At 72.5% G+C, this 17,517-nt stretch carries 17 protein-coding genes; 11 read left to right on the top strand and 6 right to left on the bottom strand.

The genetic code is table 11. From position 1 onward, the window contains the following. The first annotated feature begins 49 nt into the window (after positions 1–49). Together IE275_RS23475 and purU are read left to right on the top strand one after the other, a co-directional pair. Positions 50–550: an SCO4402 family protein gene (locus tag IE275_RS23475; protein ID WP_189713343.1), complete on the top strand. Its 501-nt coding sequence runs from the start codon at positions 50–52 to the stop codon at positions 548–550. Positions 551–597: 47 nt separating this feature from the next. Next, on the top strand, positions 598–1,482 hold the full coding sequence (gene purU / locus IE275_RS23470) for a formyltetrahydrofolate deformylase (protein WP_189713342.1): 885 nt from the start codon (positions 598–600) through the stop codon (positions 1,480–1,482). Positions 1,483–1,650: 168 nt separating this feature from the next. Here the strand turns inward: purU and IE275_RS23465 are convergent, their stop codons facing one another. Beyond that, on the bottom strand, positions 1,651–2,991 hold the full coding sequence (locus tag IE275_RS23465; RefSeq protein ID WP_189713341.1) for a zf-HC2 domain-containing protein: 1,341 nt from the start codon (positions 2,989–2,991) through the stop codon (positions 1,651–1,653). Beyond that, complete coding sequence (locus tag IE275_RS23460; protein WP_189713340.1) at positions 2,988–3,569, bottom strand: sigma-70 family RNA polymerase sigma factor; 582 nt, start codon at positions 3,567–3,569, stop codon at positions 2,988–2,990. Before IE275_RS23460 ends, IE275_RS23465 begins: the two co-directional genes overlap by 4 nt. A gap of 373 nt (positions 3,570–3,942) precedes the next feature. On the opposite strand from IE275_RS23460, the gene IE275_RS23455 reads away from it, so the two are divergent. After that, positions 3,943–4,326 carry an STAS domain-containing protein gene (locus IE275_RS23455; protein ID WP_189713339.1) on the top strand — a complete coding sequence of 128 codons (384 nt, stop codon included), beginning with the start codon at positions 3,943–3,945 and terminating at the stop codon, positions 4,324–4,326. 9 nt (positions 4,327–4,335) lie between these two features. On the opposite strand, the gene kilB is transcribed toward IE275_RS23455, so the two are convergent. Further along, a complete protein-coding gene (kilB, locus tag IE275_RS23450; protein ID WP_308435683.1) occupies positions 4,336–4,770 on the bottom strand; it encodes a plasmid transfer protein KilB in 435 nt (144 codons plus the stop codon). Positions 4,771–4,987: 217 nt separating this feature from the next. Here kilB and IE275_RS23445 point away from each other — a divergent pair, with 217 nt between their 5' ends. Next, on the top strand, positions 4,988–5,500 hold the full coding sequence (locus IE275_RS23445; RefSeq protein ID WP_189713337.1) for an EF-hand domain-containing protein: 513 nt from the start codon (positions 4,988–4,990) through the stop codon (positions 5,498–5,500). 7 nt (positions 5,501–5,507) lie between these two features. Here the strand turns inward: IE275_RS23445 and IE275_RS23440 are convergent, their stop codons facing one another. Further along, entirely contained in the window at positions 5,508–7,013 is a 1,506-nt protein-coding gene (locus IE275_RS23440) for a class I adenylate-forming enzyme family protein (RefSeq protein ID WP_189713336.1), read from the bottom strand. Positions 7,014–7,179: 166 nt separating this feature from the next. Between IE275_RS23440 and IE275_RS23435 the strand changes: the two genes are divergently transcribed. The 4 genes from IE275_RS23435 (at position 7,180) to IE275_RS23420 (ending at position 11,515) form a co-directional block, all read left to right on the top strand. Further along, positions 7,180–8,373, top strand: coding sequence for an amidohydrolase family protein (locus IE275_RS23435; protein WP_189713335.1), 1,194 nt, complete (start codon positions 7,180–7,182; stop codon positions 8,371–8,373). Positions 8,374–8,383: 10 nt separating this feature from the next. After that, a complete protein-coding gene (locus tag IE275_RS23430; protein ID WP_189713334.1) occupies positions 8,384–9,514 on the top strand; it encodes an acyl-CoA dehydrogenase family protein in 1,131 nt (376 codons plus the stop codon). A gap of 53 nt (positions 9,515–9,567) precedes the next feature. Next, positions 9,568–10,446: an acyl-CoA dehydrogenase family protein gene (locus IE275_RS23425; RefSeq protein WP_189713333.1), complete on the top strand. Its 879-nt coding sequence runs from the start codon at positions 9,568–9,570 to the stop codon at positions 10,444–10,446. Between the two features lie 595 nt (positions 10,447–11,041). Continuing rightward, entirely contained in the window at positions 11,042–11,515 is a 474-nt protein-coding gene (locus IE275_RS23420) for an ATP-binding protein (protein ID WP_189713476.1), read from the top strand. A 689-nt stretch (positions 11,516–12,204) separates the two neighbouring features. Here the strand turns inward: IE275_RS23420 and IE275_RS23415 are convergent. Beyond that, complete coding sequence (locus IE275_RS23415) at positions 12,205–13,131, bottom strand: cyclase family protein (RefSeq protein WP_189713332.1); 927 nt, start codon at positions 13,129–13,131, stop codon at positions 12,205–12,207. A 119-nt stretch (positions 13,132–13,250) separates the two neighbouring features. On the opposite strand from IE275_RS23415, the gene IE275_RS23410 reads away from it, so the two are divergent. From IE275_RS23410 to IE275_RS23400, 3 genes are all read left to right on the top strand, one after another. Beyond that, a complete protein-coding gene (locus IE275_RS23410) occupies positions 13,251–14,165 on the top strand; it encodes an SDR family oxidoreductase (RefSeq protein WP_189713331.1) in 915 nt (304 codons plus the stop codon). Between the two features lie 104 nt (positions 14,166–14,269). Further along, on the top strand, positions 14,270–15,403 hold the full coding sequence (locus tag IE275_RS23405; RefSeq protein WP_189713330.1) for an acyl-CoA dehydrogenase family protein: 1,134 nt from the start codon (positions 14,270–14,272) through the stop codon (positions 15,401–15,403). An 18-nt stretch (positions 15,404–15,421) separates the two neighbouring features. Continuing rightward, positions 15,422–16,471: a Zn-dependent alcohol dehydrogenase gene (locus IE275_RS23400; RefSeq protein ID WP_189713475.1), complete on the top strand. Its 1,050-nt coding sequence runs from the start codon at positions 15,422–15,424 to the stop codon at positions 16,469–16,471. Here IE275_RS23400 and IE275_RS23395 read toward each other — a convergent pair. Continuing rightward, a complete protein-coding gene (locus IE275_RS23395; RefSeq protein ID WP_189713329.1) occupies positions 16,461–17,465 on the bottom strand; it encodes a GlxA family transcriptional regulator in 1,005 nt (334 codons plus the stop codon). The two genes, IE275_RS23400 and IE275_RS23395, sit on opposite strands and share 11 nt — an antisense overlap. Positions 17,466–17,517 lie beyond the last annotated feature (52 nt).

Here is a 17,517-nt window from a genome sequence, read left to right as displayed (position 1 = left end):
TGAATTACCGGGGCCGGTGAGGCCCCCGTGACGAGGAAACGTACGATCGATGACCGTGCAAGGTTCGGAGAACTCTTCCCGTCGCGGCCGTCGCTCCTCCACCATGGGCGGCATGCCACTCAACGACATGCCGTGGTGGCGCTGGCGCAGCAATGTGCGCTCCGCGCTGCACATGCTCTCCGACCCGGTGTTCCAGCAGAACGTCTGGCTGGCCGGCGTCGACGGGTACGGGGACGTCACCGACGCCGTGTACCGCCTGGTCGAGGACACCTGGCTCGACAACTGGTCCGCCGAGAAGTACGTCGGCACGATCTTCCGCGACTCGCAGGAGGCGGCCCTCGTGGACACCGCCGTGCTGCGGGTGCTGCGGATCATGCACCAGGTCGGGCCCGACGCCGCCGTCGCCGCCTACGTCGAGAACCAGGGCTGGCCGGAGGCCGTGCGGGCGGCCCGGGACGCGCATGTGCGGATGGCCGTGGCCGACGGCGACGACCCGGACGCGCCGCCGCGCACCCTGGAAGTCCTGCGGATCATGACCAGGTCCGCGTAGCGGACGGAGCCGCCTCGCGCCGGTACGGCCGTGAGACCCTGTGCTGCATGAACGAGCAGTCCGCCCGAGCCGCGGCGACCCCCGCCGACCAGTACGTCCTCACGCTCTCCAGCCCGGACAAACAGGGCATCGTGCACGCCGTGTCGAGCTATCTCTTCATGACCGGCTGCAACATCGAGGACAGCCAGCAGTTCGGCGACCACGACACGGGTCTGTTCTTCATGCGCGTCCACTTCTCCGCGGACGCGCCGGTGACCGTGGACAAGCTGCGGGCGAGCTTCGCGGCGATCGGTGACTCCTTCCACATGGACTGGCAGATCAACCGGGCCGACGAGAAGATGCGCATCGTCCTGCTGGTCAGCAAGTTCGGCCACTGCCTGAACGACCTGCTGTTCCGCACGAGCATCGGCGCGCTGCCGGTGGAGATCGCGGCGGTGGTGTCCAACCACACCGACTTCGCCGAGCTGGCGGGCTCGTACGACGTCCCCTTCCACCACATTCCGGTGACGAAGGAGACGAAGGCGGAGGCCGAGGCGAAGCTGCTCGAGATCGTGCGGGAGCAGCAGGTCGAACTGGTCGTCCTCGCCCGGTACATGCAGGTGCTCTCGGACGACCTGTGCAAGCAGCTCAGCGGGCGGATCATCAACATCCACCACTCGTTCCTGCCGAGCTTCAAGGGCGCGAAGCCGTACCACCAGGCGCATGCGCGGGGTGTGAAGCTGATCGGGGCGACGGCGCACTACGTCACCGCCGACCTCGACGAGGGGCCGATCATCGAGCAGGAGGTCGAGCGGGTGGGTCACGGCGTCACGCCGGACCAGCTCGTCGCGATCGGGCGGGACGTGGAGTGCCAGGCGCTGGCGCGGGCCGTGAAGTGGCACGCGGAGCGGAGGATTCTTCTCAACGGGCGCCGGACGGTCGTTTTCGCCTGAGCGGTTGCCGGGTTCTGCTGCGGGGCGGCTGCGGATGGTTCGGTGGCCGGTCGCGCGGTTCCCCGCGCCCCTTTGGAGTCGGCGTGACTTTCCAGGGGCGCGGGGAACCGCGCGAACAACCCCCACCACCCGCACCCGCCGGCGCACCGCGACCAGTCCCTACGTCGGCTACATACGGCTCAAGCTCGCGGCAGCGAACAGCACGTCCCTGATCGCTTCCCTGTCTCCCAGCTGGCCGGCCGCCGCCTCCTCCGGAGGGACATGGCCCGCTGCCAGACGGCAGAACTCCACGTCGTCCAGGGCCACGTGGGCCACCTCGTGGTCGGCGGAGCCCACCGCGCCCGGTGAGTCGAGCGGGATCAGCCACTGGCCGCCGCCCTCGCCCTCGATCTCCAGCCGGAGGCTGCGGCCGGGCTGCCCCGCGGTCACCAGATGGCGGCTGGGGGCCGGCGCGGCCAGCCCCGCGCGGCGCCGGGTCGCGAGCGCCTGCGGCAGCAGACGCGCGGCGAGGTCGATCATGCCGTGCAGATGGCGTGGCGCGGGCGGTGCGTAGGGGTAGTCGACCGCGATCGCGATGTCCTCGGCGTGCACCCAGCACTCGAAGGCGCGGTCCAGCATCGCGTCCCGCAGCGGCAGGTCGAACGGGCCGTACGACACCGGCATGGTGCCGGGGCCGCCGCCGGTGAAGGAGACCGTCCGCACCAGGGCGTGGGTCTGTTCGCGCCAGGGGCCGCGCACGGAACGGGTGTGCGGGAAGTGCGCGGCCTCCCAGTACGCCTCCGTGCGCTCGGCGGGCGTGCGGGTGTCGTCCCTCTTGTCGGGGTCGCCGGGGCCCAGCGGGTCGTCCAGTCCGAGGGCGACGGCGACCATGCCGTCCACCGCGAGGAGATGGGCGATGACTCCGGCGACGGTGGTCCTGCGGCTCCGTGAGGCCTCGCCCCGGTACCAGCGCAGCCGTACCGGCGCATGCCACTCGGCGTCGCCGAAGTCCTGGAGCAGGGCGTCCAGCCGCGCGGTCTCGGCGTCGTACGACGCGGCCCAGGCCGGGACCGGGATGCGCGGCGGGCGCCGGTCCAGGCAGTTCTCCAGGACGCGGGTGCGCAGACCGGGGTCGAGGTCGAGGCTCTCCGGGCGTTGCAACAGGCCGACCGCCTCCCGCAGCCGGCGTGCCTCGTCGGCGCAGGCGCCGCAGTCCCCGAGGTGCTCCTCGACGGCGGCCGTCTCCTCGGCCGAGCACGCCGCGAGCGCCCACGCGCCCAGCAGAGCCTTCAGGACCGGGTGCTCCAGGCGCAGGGGTGCGGGCACGGTGAGGTTCTCCAGCGCGGGCAGCGGCAGTCCGGTGTCCTCGACGGAGGCGCGGGGGAGCGGGATACGGGGCGCGGGGGCGCCGCCGATGCCGTCGCGCGCGCCGGCGCTTCCGCCTGCGTTCGCGCCGGTGTTCGCGCCCGTGCCGCCGTCGTCCTCCTCGCCGTCGCCGTCGTAGGACTCGAAGCCGTCCGTGCCGTTCACGCCGCACCTCCGTAGCCGGGCGGGGCTCCCGGGGGTGCGGTGTCGTGGGCCGTGGAGAGCAGTTGGAGGCCAAGGCGGAGCCGGCGGCGGGCCTCGTCCTCGGTGACGCCGAGGTCGGCGGCGGCCTGGCGGTAGTCGCGGCGCTGGAAGTAGGCCAGTTCCAGTGCGGCGCGCAGCGGGGCGGGCATGGCGTGGACGATGTAGTCGGCGCGGGCGGCGACCGAGGCGTGGCGCACTTTTCGTTCCAGTTCCTCGGTGGAGCCCGGGCCGCCCTCGGCCAGCGCGGCCGTCTCGGTGGCGCGCAGCCGCTGTACGGCGAGGCGGTGGGTCAGGGTGGCGACCCAGGAGCGCAGGGGGCCCTGCTGGGGGTCGTAGGCGTCGGGGTGTTCCCAGACGTGGGCGAAGACCTCGCGGGTGATGCCGTCGGCCGCCCGTTCGTCTCCGAGCACGCGGTGGGCGAGGCCGTGCACGAGTGAAGCGAACCGGTCGTACAGCTCACCGAGGGCGGCCGCCTCACCGCGTGCGAGCCGCTGCTGCATCTTGCGGTCCCAGCGGGGCGGTGCGTCCTTCTTCGCCATGCGGCCCCCTCACCCGTGCCCGTGCCTGCGCTCGTGCCTGTGTCCAGCGTGCGTCCACCGTCACCTCGAATGTAGTCGGCACGTCCGACAACGCACGCCCCTTTGTGGCAATGCGCGCCCCCCGTCGGGCGCGGGGTGGTATGGCCGTCGTCCCGGGCCGCTCGTGGTGGTGCCCGGCCCGCTTCTACCCGCCCTTCTCGCGATCAGACCTGATCGACTCCGACTGAGAAGGATCGAACAGGACTGGAAGTGATTGAAACAAGCCTCTTTCTCATGGTTTCTGTTTTTGCCCCCGTGTTTCGGGGCAGCGCGGCTGGGCAGCCGCGCTGCAAGGAAGCGAAGGGACAGCTTCCGTTTACGGCGAGCGAAGGGCGTGGTGGTGGCCTTCAAAGTGACCGGCGGCGAGCGGGGCGGATGGGCCGTGCTCCATGTGTCGGGCGAACTGGACCTGGTGACGTCGCCGGTGTTGCGACAGCGGGTCCACGACGAGGTGGCCGAGGGCCGTCACGATCTCGTCCTGGACCTCTCCGAGGTGTACTTCTGCGACTCCAGCGGCGTCGGCGTCCTGATCGCCGCCCGCCGTCTGATCCGCTCCTGCCGGGGACGCCTCAGGCTGATCCTGCCGGCGCGCGGGGCCGCCGAGGACTCGCACGTCAACCGCGTCCTGGGCGCGCTGGGCGTGCGGCGGCTCTTCGACGTGTACGGCGACCTGGCGGAGGCGGTGGACGAGGAGGGGACGCAACCCCTGTCGGCGTGAGGGGCGGGCTCAGCCCAGCGTGCCCTTGGCGTCGGTCACGAAACGGGTGATCAGTGCCTGGGTGCTGTCCCGGCGCTCGTTCAGCACGGTGCGGTCGGCCGTCTTGTGGATCTGCTCGATCTCCCGGAACGCCTGCCAGGCCTGCGCCACGAGTTCCTCGTCCGGCGACAGCATCTGCACCCGGAACAGCGCCTCCTGGGCCACCGAGCGCAGCGCGTACCCCTGGAGCTGCTTCTCCGCCAGCTCCTCGGCCGGCGCCCCCTCCTGCTCGCGGAACCAGCGGTGGACCAGCGCACGCCGGTAGTTCACGAGCGCGCCCGCGTACCCGCAGTACGCGTCCATGCGCTCCTGGCGCAGCTTCTCGTCGCGCAGGAACCGCTCGCCCCGCGCGACCGCCCGTAACTGGAACCGGTGGGTCACTCCCGCACCCAGCAGGGTTCCCACCACCGCTATGACACTCGCCGCGACCGCCTCCACGGGCGACAGTCGACCACATCCGCCGCCCGGCCACGACGGTGTCCCGAAATCTCCCCGGTCTTGGCACAGCCGTCACCTTCCCGCTGCCCCGGAGACGCCGACGTCGTACGCTCCCAGCCGGGAGACACCCCGGGAAGCACCCCGCAGACAACCCGACGTGATGACGTGAGGCGGCGCGAGAGACATGGTCAGCAGCGAGTACGAACGCAGGATCGCCGGCCGGTTCGCCACCTTCGACCAGGACGGCAACGGCTACATCGACCGCGAGGACTTCGGCGGCGCCGCCAAGGCCCTGCTCGCCGAGTTCGGCACGGCCGCCCGGTCGGACAAGGGACAGGCGCTGTACGCGGGCGCCGAGGCGTTCTGGCAGGGCATGGCCGGCATCGCGGACCGGGACGGCGACCAGCGCATCACCCGGGACGAGTTCGTGAACGGCGCGGTCAAGCGGCTGCGCGACAACCCGGACCGGTTCGCCGAGATCGCCCGCCCCTTCCTGCACGCCGCTCTGGTCGTCGCCGACCCGGACGGCGACGGCCGGGCCACGATCGAGGACACCGTGCGGGTGCTGATCACCCTGGGCGTCCCGGCGGAGCTGGCCCGCGCGAGCGCCGCCGCGCTCGACACCGACGCGGACGGCAAGGTCGGCGAGGCGGAGATCGTCCCGGCGTTCGCCCGCTATTTCACGGTCCCCGAGTAGCCGCTTCCTACGCCGCCGAGAAGCGCTCGCGCAGCTTGTACTTCAGGATCTTGCGGAGCGTCTCGTTGCGGGGCAGGGCGTCGACCACTTCCAGCCGCTCGGGCAGCTTGTGCGGGGAGAGCCCCTGTGCGCGCAGATACGCCGTCACCGCCTCCAGGGTCAGCTCACCCGCCCCTGCCGGCTGTTCCACCACCGCGCACACCCGCTCCCCGCGCTCGGCGTCCGGCAGCCCGATCACCGCGACGTCCCCGACGTCCGGGTGGGCGGCCAGCAGGTCCTCGATCTCCTTCGCCGAGACGTTCTCGCCCTTGCGGATGATCACGTCCTTCAGGCGTCCGGTGAGCACGAGGTGCCCCGAGCCGGTCAGCCGCCCGAGGTCCCCCGTGCGCAGGAACCCGTCGTCGTCGAAGGCCTCCGCGGTCTGCGCCGGATCCAGGTACCCCTGGCACACGGCCTCCCCGCGCAGCCGTACCTCCCCGTCCCCGGCGATGCGTATCTCCATGCCCTCCGGCGGCCGCCCCTCCGTCGTCGCGAGGTTCTCGGCGGTGTCGTCGGGCGCCCCCATGGTGATCATCGGCACCTCGGTCATGCCGTATCCGTGGGTGAGCTGCACGCCCATCTCGCGGACCACGGCGTGGTACACCTCGGGCGGCTTCGGCGCCCCGCCGCCGGCCAGCAGCCGCAGCGAGGGGATCACCGGGACGCCCGGCCGCCGGCGCTGCTCGGTGAGGAACATCGAGTAGAACGCCGTGGACCCGCCCGCCACGGTCACCCCGTGCCGCCGGTACCCGTCCAGCGCGTCCGGCAGAGCGAACTGCTCGAACATCACCGCCGGGAAGCCGTACAGCAGCAGCATCACGGTGTAGTCGGGGCCGGCGATATGGGCGTACGGGAACGCCATCGAACCCACGTCCTCGGCGGTCAGCCGGAGCGCGTGGGCGAGGCACGAGCCGCCCGCGATCAGGGAACGGTCGGTGTGCAGCACGCCCTTGGGGTCCGAGGTGGTGCCCGAGGTCCAGTAGATCCAGCGGACCGAGGTGCCCTCGGCGGGCGGCGCGGGCAGCACGCGCGGATCGCCCTCGGGGAGGTCGTCGTACGCCTCGAAGACGCCCTTGGCGCCGAGCCTGCGGGCCATCTCGCCGTGGTCGAAGCCCCGCCAGACGCCCGGCACCGCGAAGAACTCCGCCCTGGACTCGCGCAGCGCGAAGCCGACCTCGCGGTCCCGGTAGAAGGGGATGACCGGGGACTGGACGGCGCCCAGGCGGGCCAGCGCGAAGGAGAGCACGGCCGTCTCCAGGCGGGTGGGCAGCTGCCAGGCGACGACCGTGCCGGGACGTACGCCCATGCCGTACAGCCCGGCCGCGACCCGCTCGGCGCGGTCCTGGAGGCCGCCGAAGGTCAGGACCCGGTCGTCCTGGAGGAGGACCGGGCCGTCGGGGGTGAGGGCGGCGCGGCGGGCGAGGAGGTCCCAGAGGGTGCGGGACGCGCTCAGCTCGTGGGCGGTCTGGTTCACGGCGGCCCCCTGCCGGTAGCTGACGGACAGTCAGATGGTGGGCAGAGCGTAGGGCCGGTCGCCTTGTCGGTCCATAGTCCCGGGACTAGCCTTCCCTGAGAGCGTTATCTGACGGACCATCAGATTCGATGGCCGCCGGAGACGGACATCAGGCCGGAGGGGACACATGACGGAACTGCCCCGCATCATCAGCGTCGACGACCACGTGATCGAGCCCGCGCACCTCTTCGCGACCTGGCTGCCCCAGAAGTACCGGGACCGCGGGCCGCAGCCGCTCACCGCCGGGATCGGGGAGCTGGCCTACGTCGCCGGGAAGTACCAGATCAGCATGGACCCCGACGGCACCCCCACCGACTGGTGGATCTACGAGGACCTGAAGTTCCCGTACAAGCGCAACATCGCCGCCGTCGGCTTCGACCGGGACGAGATGACCCTGGAGGGCATCACCCGGCAGGAGATGCGGCGCGGCTGCTGGGACCCCAAGGCGCGCCTCGCGGACATGGACCTCAACCACGTCGAGGCCTCCCTGTGCTTCCCGTCCTTCCCCCGCTTCTGCGGGCAGACCTTCGCCGAGGCGCACGACAAGGAGGTCGCACTGGCCTGTGTGCGCGCCTACAACGACTGGATGGTCGAGGAGTGGTGCGGGGACAGCGGCGGACGGCTCATCCCGCTCTGCCTGATCCCGCTGTGGGACATCGGCCTGGCGGTCGCCGAGATCCGGCGCAACGCGGCCCGCGGGGTGCGCGCGGTGACCTTCTCCGAGATCCCGACCCACCTCGGGCTGCCGTCCATCCACTCCGGCCACTGGGATCCGTTCTTCGCGGTGTGCGAGGAGACCGGGACGGTCGTCAACATGCACATCGGCTCGTCGTCCCAGATGCCCGCCGCCTCCCCCGACGCGCCCCCCGCCGTCCAGGCGTCCCTGTCCTTCAACAACGCCATGGCCTCGATGATGGACTACCTCTTCAGCGGGGTCCTGGTGCGCTTCCCGCGGCTGAAACTCGCCTACTCCGAGGGCCAGATGGGCTGGATCCCGTACGCCCTGGAGCGCGCCGACGACGTGTGGGAGGAGCACCGCGCGTGGGGCGGCGTCCGCGACCTGATCCCCGAGCCGCCGTCGACGTACTACTACCGGCAGATGTACTGCTGCTTCTTCCGCGACAAGCACGGGGTCGCCTCGCTGGACGTCGTCGGGCGGGACAACGCGACCTTCGAGACCGACTACCCGCACGTCGACTCGACCTTCCCGCACACCAAGGAGGTCGCCCTCGACCACGTCAAGGGCCTCGACGACGAGACGGTCTACAAGCTGATGCGGGGCAACGCCATCCGCATGCTGGACCTGGACCTCGACCGGTGACGGCCGGCTAATGGACCTCGCGGACACCCCCGAGGACGCCGAGTTCCGCGCGCGGCTGCGGGAGTGGCTGGGCAAGGTACTGCCCACCCTCCCGCCGAAGCCGTCCCCGGACGACTGGCCGGGCCGCCGCGCCCACGACCTCGGCTGGCAGCGGACGCTGTACGACGCCGGGTACGCCGACGTGCACTGGGCGGCCGCCCCCACCGTACGGCTGATCTTCCTGGAGGAGACCGAGCGGGCCGGCGCGCCCTACGTGGGCGCCAACTTCGTCGGGCTGCTGCACGCGGGCCCGACCATCGCCGCCGAGGGCAGCGCCGGACAGCGGGCCCGCTGGCTGCCGCCGATCCTGCGCGGCGAGGAGGTGTGGTGCCAGGGGTTCAGCGAGCCGGACGCCGGCTCCGACCTCGCGTCGCTGCGCACACGCGCGTGGCGCGACGGCGACGACTACGTGGTGAGCGGATCCAAGATCTGGACCTCGCACGCCGAGGTCGCCGACTGGTGCGAGCTGCTCGTGCGCACCGACCCGACGGCCGCCAAGCACCGGGGCATCACCTGGCTGGCCATGCGGATGGACGCGCCCGGGGTGACCGTGCGGCCGCTGCGGACGCTCGCCGGGTCCGCCGAGTTCGCCGAGGTGTTCCTCGACGAGGTGCGGGTGCCGGTCGCCCACCGGGTGGGGGACGAGAACGACGGCTGGCGCGTGACCATGGTGACGCTCTCCTTCGAGCGCGGCACGGCGTTCGTGGGGGAGGTCGTCGCCTGCCGCCGCGTGCTCGGCGAACTGGCCCGCGAGGCACGGCGCAACGGCCGCTGGGACGATCCGGCGCTCCGGCGGCGGCTCGGCCTGCTGGACGCCGAGTTCCGCGCCCTGTGGCGGCTCACGCAGTGGAACGTGAGCGAGGCCTCGGCCGGCGGGGTGCCCGGCGTCGGGGGTTCGGTCTTCAAACTCAGGTACTCGCACGCGCGTCAGGAGCTGTACGACACCGCCGCCGACGTCCTGGGCGACGAGGCCCTCGACCTCGACCGCCCCTGGGTGCTCGACCGGCTCTCCTCGCTGTCGTACACCATCGCGGCCGGTACCTCCCAGATCCAGCGGAACATCGTGGCGGAACGGATCCTGGGGCTGCCGAAGGGGCGGTGACGGGCCATGTCGGGGGCCGTGCGGTCCGGGCGGCCGGCGAAAGGGGTGGTGACGTGCGTTTTCAATTGACCGACGACCAGCGGGCGTTGCGGAGCGGGGTGCGCGAGCTGCTCGCCCGGCGGTTCGGCCGGGAGGCGCTGCGGGCGGCCGTGGAGCGGCCGGGGCTCGACCGGGCGCTCTGGCGGGAGCTGGGCACGGCCGGGTTCTTCGCGCTGCGGCTGCCGGAGACGGCGGGCGGGGTCGGACTCGGGCTGCCCGAGGCGGTGTTGATGTTCGAGGAGGCGGGCCGGGCCCTGTTGCCGGGGCCGCTGGTGGCCACCCACCTCGCGGCCGGGAACGTGCCCGGCGCGGCCGAGGGGGAGACGGTCGTGGCGGCCGCCGACGGCGGCGGGCTGCTGGAGTGGCGGGCGGCGGCCGACGTCGTGCTCGGGGACGCCGTGGACGCCGTGCCGCTGCGGTCGGTGGACCCGCTGACGCCACTGCACCGGGTGCCCGCGTCGGACACCCCGGACCCCGTGGCCGTCCTGCTCACCGCCGCCGAGCAGCTCGGCACGGCCACGCGCGCGTGCGAGCTGGCCGTGCAACACGCGCGGACCCGGCAGCAGTTCGGGCAGCCGATCGGGGCCTTCCAGGCCGTCAAGCACCTGTGCGCGGAACTCCTGGCGCGGGTCGAGGTGGCCCGCGCGGCGGTCTACGCGGCCGCCGTCACCGCCGACCCGGCCGACATCGCGGCCGCCCGCCTCCTCGCCGACGACGCCGCCGTACGGGGCGCCCGGGACTGTCTCCAGGTGCACGGCGGCATGGGGTTCACCTGGGAGGCGGACGTCCATCTCCTGCTGAAACGGGCCTGGGTGCGCGCCCGCCGTGCGGGTGGCGGGGCCGAGAGCGAGGAACTGCTCGCGCGGGAGCTGCTGTCCGGGGCGGGCCGCTAGCGGGCCCCGGCCGGTCACCGGCGGGCCGGGGGCCGGCCGCTCGGCGGGGACGGCCGACGAGCGGCCCGGACAGCCGTACGGGTGTCGCGGATTGTGGCATACCGGAATCACGGAGCGTTGATGTGGAACGTCGATATCGGGTTGTGTCCGATGCGTGACCCGTCACGGCCCGGAGTCGGCGGGGTGCTCCGGTACCTTCTGTGGGATGCGAGTGGTTCCGAGGACGAGCCATGCCGGCGGTGCCCCTGGGGCGGTGCCGGATCCGGCGGTGCGCGCCGTCACTCGCAGGGCGGACGGGCGTCTGGACCCCGTCTGTTCGACTCCCTTGGGCGAGCGTCGCACAGTATGCCGCACGAGTACTCCTTCGCGCTGGAATATGCCCGAAGCGCTTGTTGAGGTGACTGTACGTCAACCAAGCTGTCTCGTAAGGGATTCACGTTCCGTCACCCTGCCTCTGGCTGTTGTTCTGGCCATGCAGAAAATGGCTACGATCGTGGCTCTCGTCGTCATGGTGCGCACGCGGCTAGCGTGGCTTGCGTGGCGCACGGCCATGTGTCCGCCGGTTCGGATGGTGTGAGCGGTGCAGGTGCTTCAAGTGCAGCTGGAGATCCGGCCCGACCCCGCTGAGGTGGGGCGCGCCCGGAGGTGGGCCCGTTCGCGCCTCGCCGGGGCCGGGATAGGGGTCGACGAGCCGCTCGCCGAGACCCTCATCCTGCTCGTCTCCGAACTGGTCACCAACGCCGTGGTGCACACCGGGCGTCCGGCCGTGCTGCGGCTGTCCCTGCCGGGCCCCGGCGGCGACGGGGAGGCCACCGTCCGCCTCGAGGTGGCCGACAGCAGCGAGCGGGCCCCCGTGCCCCGCTGTGCGGGCGACGAGGCCACCAACGGCCGGGGTCTCGCCCTCGTCGACGGCCTCGCGGACCGCTGGGGCTGGAGCGTCGAGGGAGGCGGCAAGCGGATCTGGTGCGAACTGGACCGGTGCGCGCGGCCCTGTGAGGAGACGGCCGACCACGGGAGCGCGGTGTACCGGACGCCGACCTACGAGGGGTTTGCCTTCGAGGTGGTGTGACGGGCGGCGGGGCGCGGGCGCGGGTCTGCGCCGGGGAGGCCGTGCGACGGGCTCCGTGCGCGCCGGGCAGGCAGGCCCCGCGCCGAGCGCCGTGCCTGCCGAGCGTCGTGCCTCCCGAGCGCCGTGCCTGCCGAGCGCCGTGCCGGCCGAGCGTCGTGCCTGCCGAGGTGGCCGGGCGTTGAGTGCCGTGCCCTGCCGGGGAGGTCGGGCGCCGTCCGTCGGGGCGGCCGGGCGCCGTATGCCGGGAGGCTCCGCGCTGTGAGGGCTGGGCCCCGAGAGGGGTGTGTGTCGAGGTCGCGCGCCGTCGCGTCGCGGTGCACCGTTGCAGAAAGCGCTGTCGGTTCGGTCGGGAGTGGTCGGGATGCGCCCGGATGTGCTTCCGTGCGCGCCCGTGATGAATCGGACATAAGCAATAAATCCTCTTTCAGGTGTTGACGCGACGTGTCCGTTTGATCACGCTTGTGGCAGCGATTCGCCGTGAGGGGACGGCGAGGGCCTCGGTGACGGAGGCCCTTGTCGAGCGCGGGTCGTGATTCGGCGTCGACTCCCTCAGGGCCGGAGGGGAATCGGGGCGGGTACGCCGGAGTGGGATGGCGGCGCGCGGTGCCGTGCTCGGGGCGGGCAGCGGCGCGCCGCCATCCAACGTATGCGGGACGGGCCCCAGGAGGGCGGCCGTCGGTCGCGGGGATTCAGAGAACGGCCACGGGGGCCACCGGAGTTCCCGTGCCGCCGACGAACGGCTCGGGCATCGCCGACAGCAGGAAGCTGTGGCGGCCCGCTTGTCCACAGGCTGTGGACAACTCTTCGAGATTCCAGTTCTGGCCCTGGATCATCCCCATCTCCACCAGGTCGAGCGCGTGCACCGGCAGCCACAGGTTCTCGATCTCCGGCGGGAAGATCTCGAACGTGAGCGTGTCGTTGGCCACGGCGGCCACGTCGCGCGCGTGGAACCACTCCGGCGTACGGATCGAGAGTCCGGGCGAGGGGTAGCCGTACCCGTGCTTGTCGCCGGCCAGGTAGAGCTGGATCTGCCCGGTCCTGACGAGCACGATGTCCCCGGCGCGCACGCGTGTGCCGGCCAGTTCCTCCGCCGCGTCCAGGTCCTCGGGGGTGACCGCGTGCCCGCCGGCCAGCCGGTCGACGCCACGCGCACGTGCCACGTCCAGGAGGACCCCGCGCGAGACGATGTGCCGCGCCTTGTCGATGCCGCCGAACTCCGCGCCGCCGTGCGGGGTGATGGAGGAGGCCGGGCGGCCGTTGTAGAGCTTCCCGGAGTGCGAGACATGGGTCAGCGCGTCCCAGTGGGTGGCCGCCTGGAGGCCCATCGTCACGGCGTCGTCGCTGCACGCCACCGTGCCCGGTCCGAAGATCTCCTGGTTGATCTGCACCATCGCGTGCAGCGGGTTGACCCGTCCCGGGATCATCCCGGTCTGCACGCCGTCCTCCCGCAGCGGGAGGGCCAGCGGGACGCGTCGCCCCGTACGCACCTCCCCGGCCGCCCGGCGCACGACCTCGTCGGTGATCAGGTTGAGGGTGCCGATCTCGTCGTCGGCGCCCCAGCGCCCCCAGTTGCTGACGCGCTTGGCGATGTCGTGGAACTCGTCCGGCAGTGCCATCCGGTGCCTCCCCGGGGCTTGTCCTCGCCCGTCCGGCGGGTCATAGAATCTAACGGACCGTCAGATACGGTCCGGGGTGCATCTAACCGTCCGTCAGAAACTGCTGGAAGGGGAGAGGCGTGGCGAACTTCTTGGCAGGCAAGACCGTCGCCGTCACCGGCGCGGGGCGCGGCATCGGGCGGGCGGTCGCGCTGGCGGCGGCGGCCGAGGGCGCGCGGGTCGTCGTCAACGACTACGGCGTGGCGGTGGACGGGGGTTCCCCCACGAGCGAAGTCGCCGAGGGCGTCGTCAAGGAGATCGAGGCGGCCGGCGGAGAGGCCGTGGCCGTCGCGGACGACATCTCCACCATGGCGGGCGGCCAACGGGTCGTGGACGCCGCCGTGGAGGCGTACGGGCGGCTCGACGGGGTGGTGTGCGTCGCCGGGATCCTGCGCGAGCGAATGCTGTTCAACATGACCGAGCAGGAGTGGGACCCGGTCGTCGCCACCCACCTGAAGGGCACGTTCACGGTGTTCCGGGCGGCCTCCGCGGTCATGCGCGGGCAGGGCTCCGGGACGCTGATCGGGTTCACCAGCGGAAACCATCAGGGATCCGTCTCGCAGGCCAACTACAGCGCGGCGAAGGGCGGGATCATCTCGCTGGTGCGGAGCGCCGCGCTGGGTCTGCACAGGTACGGGGTGACCGCGAACGCGGTGGCGCCGGTCGCGCGGACGCGGATGTCGGCCGGGGTGCCGATGGAGCTCGCGGAGATCGGGGAGCCGGAGGATGTCGCCGCGATGGTGACTTTCCTCTTGTCGGACCGCTCGCGGGAGCTGGGGATAACCGGGCAGGTCTACACGGTCGCCGGTGCGAAGATCGCTGTGTGGGCACAGCCTCGGGAGCTGCGGGCCGTGTACGCGGAGGGTGGTTCCTGGACGCCCTCGCGGATCGCGGAGGTGCTGCCGGGGTCGGTGGGGGTGGATCCGATGCCGATGCTGGAGCGGTTGGAGGAGATGCGGCGGGCCGCGGCGGAGGGGGCGCGGCCCAATGGGTGAGTTCCTGTTCGACGGCGGGTGCGGGTGCGGGTGTGTCGTGGCTCGTCGCGCAGTTCCCCGCGCCCCTGGGGGAGTTGGCGCCGGCGTCTCTCGAGGAGGTCGACGTGGACTTCGGGTTTGATCCGGCCGACGACGACTTTCGTACCGAGGTGCGTGCCTGGCTTCGGGAGCATGTGCCGGGGGTCTCCGATCGGCGTGGCTGGGAGCGCACGCTCGGGGACGCGGGGTGGATCGGGCTGGGGTGGGGGGAGGGGGGGTACGGCAACCGGACCGCCACCCTCACCCAACAGGTCGCCTGGGCCGAGGAGTACGCCCGCTCGGGCGCCCCGCCCCGGTCCGGGCACATCGGGGAGAAGCTGCTCGCGCCCACCCTCCTCGCCCATGGCACGGCGGAGCAGAAGGCACGGTTCCTGCCGCCGGTCGCCGCGGGGACGGAGCTGTGGTGCCAGGGCTACAGCGAACCCGGCGCGGGATCGGATCTGGCGGGTGTGCGCACCCGGGCGGAGCGGACGGCCGAGGGGTACCGGGTCACCGGCCAGAAGATCTGGACCTCCCTCGCCCACGAGGCCGACTGGTGTTTCGTGCTCGCCCGTACGGAGACGGGGTCGACGCGCCACCGCGGGCTGAGCTTCCTTCTCGTGCCGATGGACCAGCCGGGCCGGATCGAGGTGCGGCCGATCCGGCAGCTGACCGGGACGAGCGACTTCAACGAGGTGTTCTTCGACGGGGCGCGCGCCGAGCAGGTCGTCGGCGCCGAGGGCGACGGCTGGCGGGTCGCGATGAGCCTGCTCGGCTTCGAGCGCGGGGTGTCGACGCTCGCTCAGCAGATCGGGTTCGCCGAGGAGCTGGGGCGCGTGGTCCGCACGGCCGTCGAGACGGGGGCGGCCGACGATCCGGTGATCCGCGCCCGGCTCGTGCGGTTGTGGGCCGAGCTGCGGACCATGCGGTGGAACGCGCTGCGGACGCTGGGCGGTTCCGGTGGTCCGGGCGCGCCCAGCGTCGCCAAGCTGCTGTGGGCCGGCTGGCACCAGCGGCTCGGCGAGGCCGCCGTCCAGGTGCGGGGGGCGAGGGCGGGGGCCGGCCCGGCGGACTGGTCGCCCGCGGAGCCGTACGGACTCGACGAGGCGCAGCAGCTGTTCCTGTTCTCCCGGGCCGACACGATCTACGGCGGCTCGGACCAGATCCAGCGCACGATCATCGCCGAGCGCGTGCTCGGCCTGCCCAGACAGCCCAGGTGACAGGGGAGTGGTGGCGTGATGCGAGGCGTGCTGTTCGACGGGAAGCGGGCCGAGGTCGTCGACGATCTCCAGGTCCGTGATCCGGGGCCCGGCGAGGTGCTCGTGGCGGTCTCGGCGGCCGGGCTGTGCCACAGCGACCTGTCGGTGATCGACGGGACGATCCCGTTCCCCGCGCCGGTGGTCCTCGGGCACGAGGGCGCCGGGGTGGTGGAGGCCGTCGGGGCCGGGGTCACCCATGTCGTGCCCGGCGACCATGTGGCGCTGTCCACGCTCGCCAGCTGCGGCACCTGCGCGGAGTGCGACCGGGGGCGGCCGACGATGTGCCGGCAGGCCATCGGGCGCCCGGGGAAGCCGTTCACGCGCGCGGGGCGGCCGGTGTACCAGTTCGCGTCCAACTCCGCCTTCGCCGAGCGGACGGTCGTCCGGGCCGTGCAGGCGGTGCGGATACCCGAGGACATCCCGCTGACGTCCGCCGCGCTGATCGGCTGCGGGGTGCTGACCGGGGTCGGTGCCGTGCTCAACCGGGCCCGGGTGGGATTCGGGGAGAGCGTCGTCGTCATCGGGACGGGCGGGATCGGGCTCAATGTGCTCCAGGGCGCGCGGATCGCGGGGGCGCTGCGGATCGTCGCCGTGGACAGCAACCCGGCGAAGGAGGCGGTGGCCCGGCGGTTCGGGGCCACCCACTTCCTGACCTCGGTGGACGGGGTGCGGGAGGTCCTGCCGACGGGCGCGGACCATGTCTTCGAGTGCGTGGGGCGGGTGGAGCTGATCCGCGCGGCGGTCGATCTGCTCGACCGGCACGGGCAGGCGGTGCTGCTCGGGGTGCCGGCCGCGACGGCCGAGGCGTCCTTCCTCGTGTCCTCGCTGTTCCTGGACAAGTCGATCCTGGGCTGCCGCTACGGCGCCTCCCGCCCCCAGCGGGACATCGCGCTCTACGCCGACCTGTACCGGGAGGGCCGGCTGCTGCTGGACGAACTCGTCACCCAGACCTACCCGGTGGAGGACTTCGAGAAGGCGGCGGCGGACGCGGAGGCGGGGCGGGTGGCGCGCGGCGTCCTCACGTTCTGACGTCACCGCTCTCGGCGCGGAACGTCCGCCGGTACGCCGTCGGGGTCACGCCCAGCGCCGCCTGGAGGTGCTGGCGCATGGACTGGGCGGTGCCGAAGCCGGCGTCCTGGGCGATCTGGTCGACGGAGAGGCCGGTGGACTCCAGCAGGTGCCGGGCCCGTTCCACCCGCTGCTGGGTGAGCCACTGGCCGGGGCTGACGCCGACCTCCTCGCGGAAGCGGCGGGTGAAGGTGCGTACGGACATGGACTCCTGCCCGGCCATGTCCCGCAGCTGGATCGGCTCGTGCAGCCGGCCCAGCGCCCACGCGCGCGCGGAGGTCGTGGTGGACTGCTGCGGGTCGGGCACCGGACGGGCGATGTACTGCGCCTGCCCGCCGTCCCGGTGCGGCGGTACGACCGTGTAGCGGGCGACGTGGTTGGCGACGGCGGTGCCGTGGTCGCGGCGCAGGATGTGCAGGCACAGGTCGATGCCGGCGGCGACACCGGCCGAGGTCAGCACGTCGCCGTCGTCGACGAACAGGACGTCCGGGTCGACCTTGACGCGCGGGAAGAGCCGCTGCATGTGGTCGGCCTCGGCCCAGTGGGTGGTCGCCGGGCGGCCGTCGAGGAAGCCGGCGGCGGCCAGCACGTAGACGCCGGTGCAGATGGAGGCGAGGCGGGTGCCCGGGCGGATGTGGGCCAGGGCGGCGGCGAGTTCCTCGGTGAGCACGCCCTGCTCGAAGACCGGGCCGAGTTCGTAGGAGGCGGGGACGATCACCGTGTCGGCGGTGGCGAGCGCCTCGGGGCCGTGCTCGACCATGACGGCGAAGTCGGCGTCCGTGCGGACCGGTCCCGGTGGGCGGACCGAGCAGGTCACGACCTCGTACAGCGGCCGGCCCTCGGCGTCCCTGGGGCGGCCGAAGATGCGGTGCGGGATGCCCAGCTCGAAGGGGAGCAGGCCGTCGAGGGCGAAGACGACGACGCGGTGCGGGCGGAAGCCGGATTCCTGGCGCATGGCCCGATCCTAACGAATGCTGTCCTTCGGGCCACTCGTTGGGCCGGGGCCG

The organism is Streptomyces phaeofaciens (genome assembly GCF_014648915.1).
Classification (GTDB): Bacteria; Actinomycetota; Actinomycetes; order Streptomycetales; family Streptomycetaceae; genus Streptomyces; species Streptomyces phaeofaciens.
The sequence above is the reverse complement of the archived record's forward strand: the minus strand, read 5'-3'. Positions and strand labels throughout refer to the sequence as shown.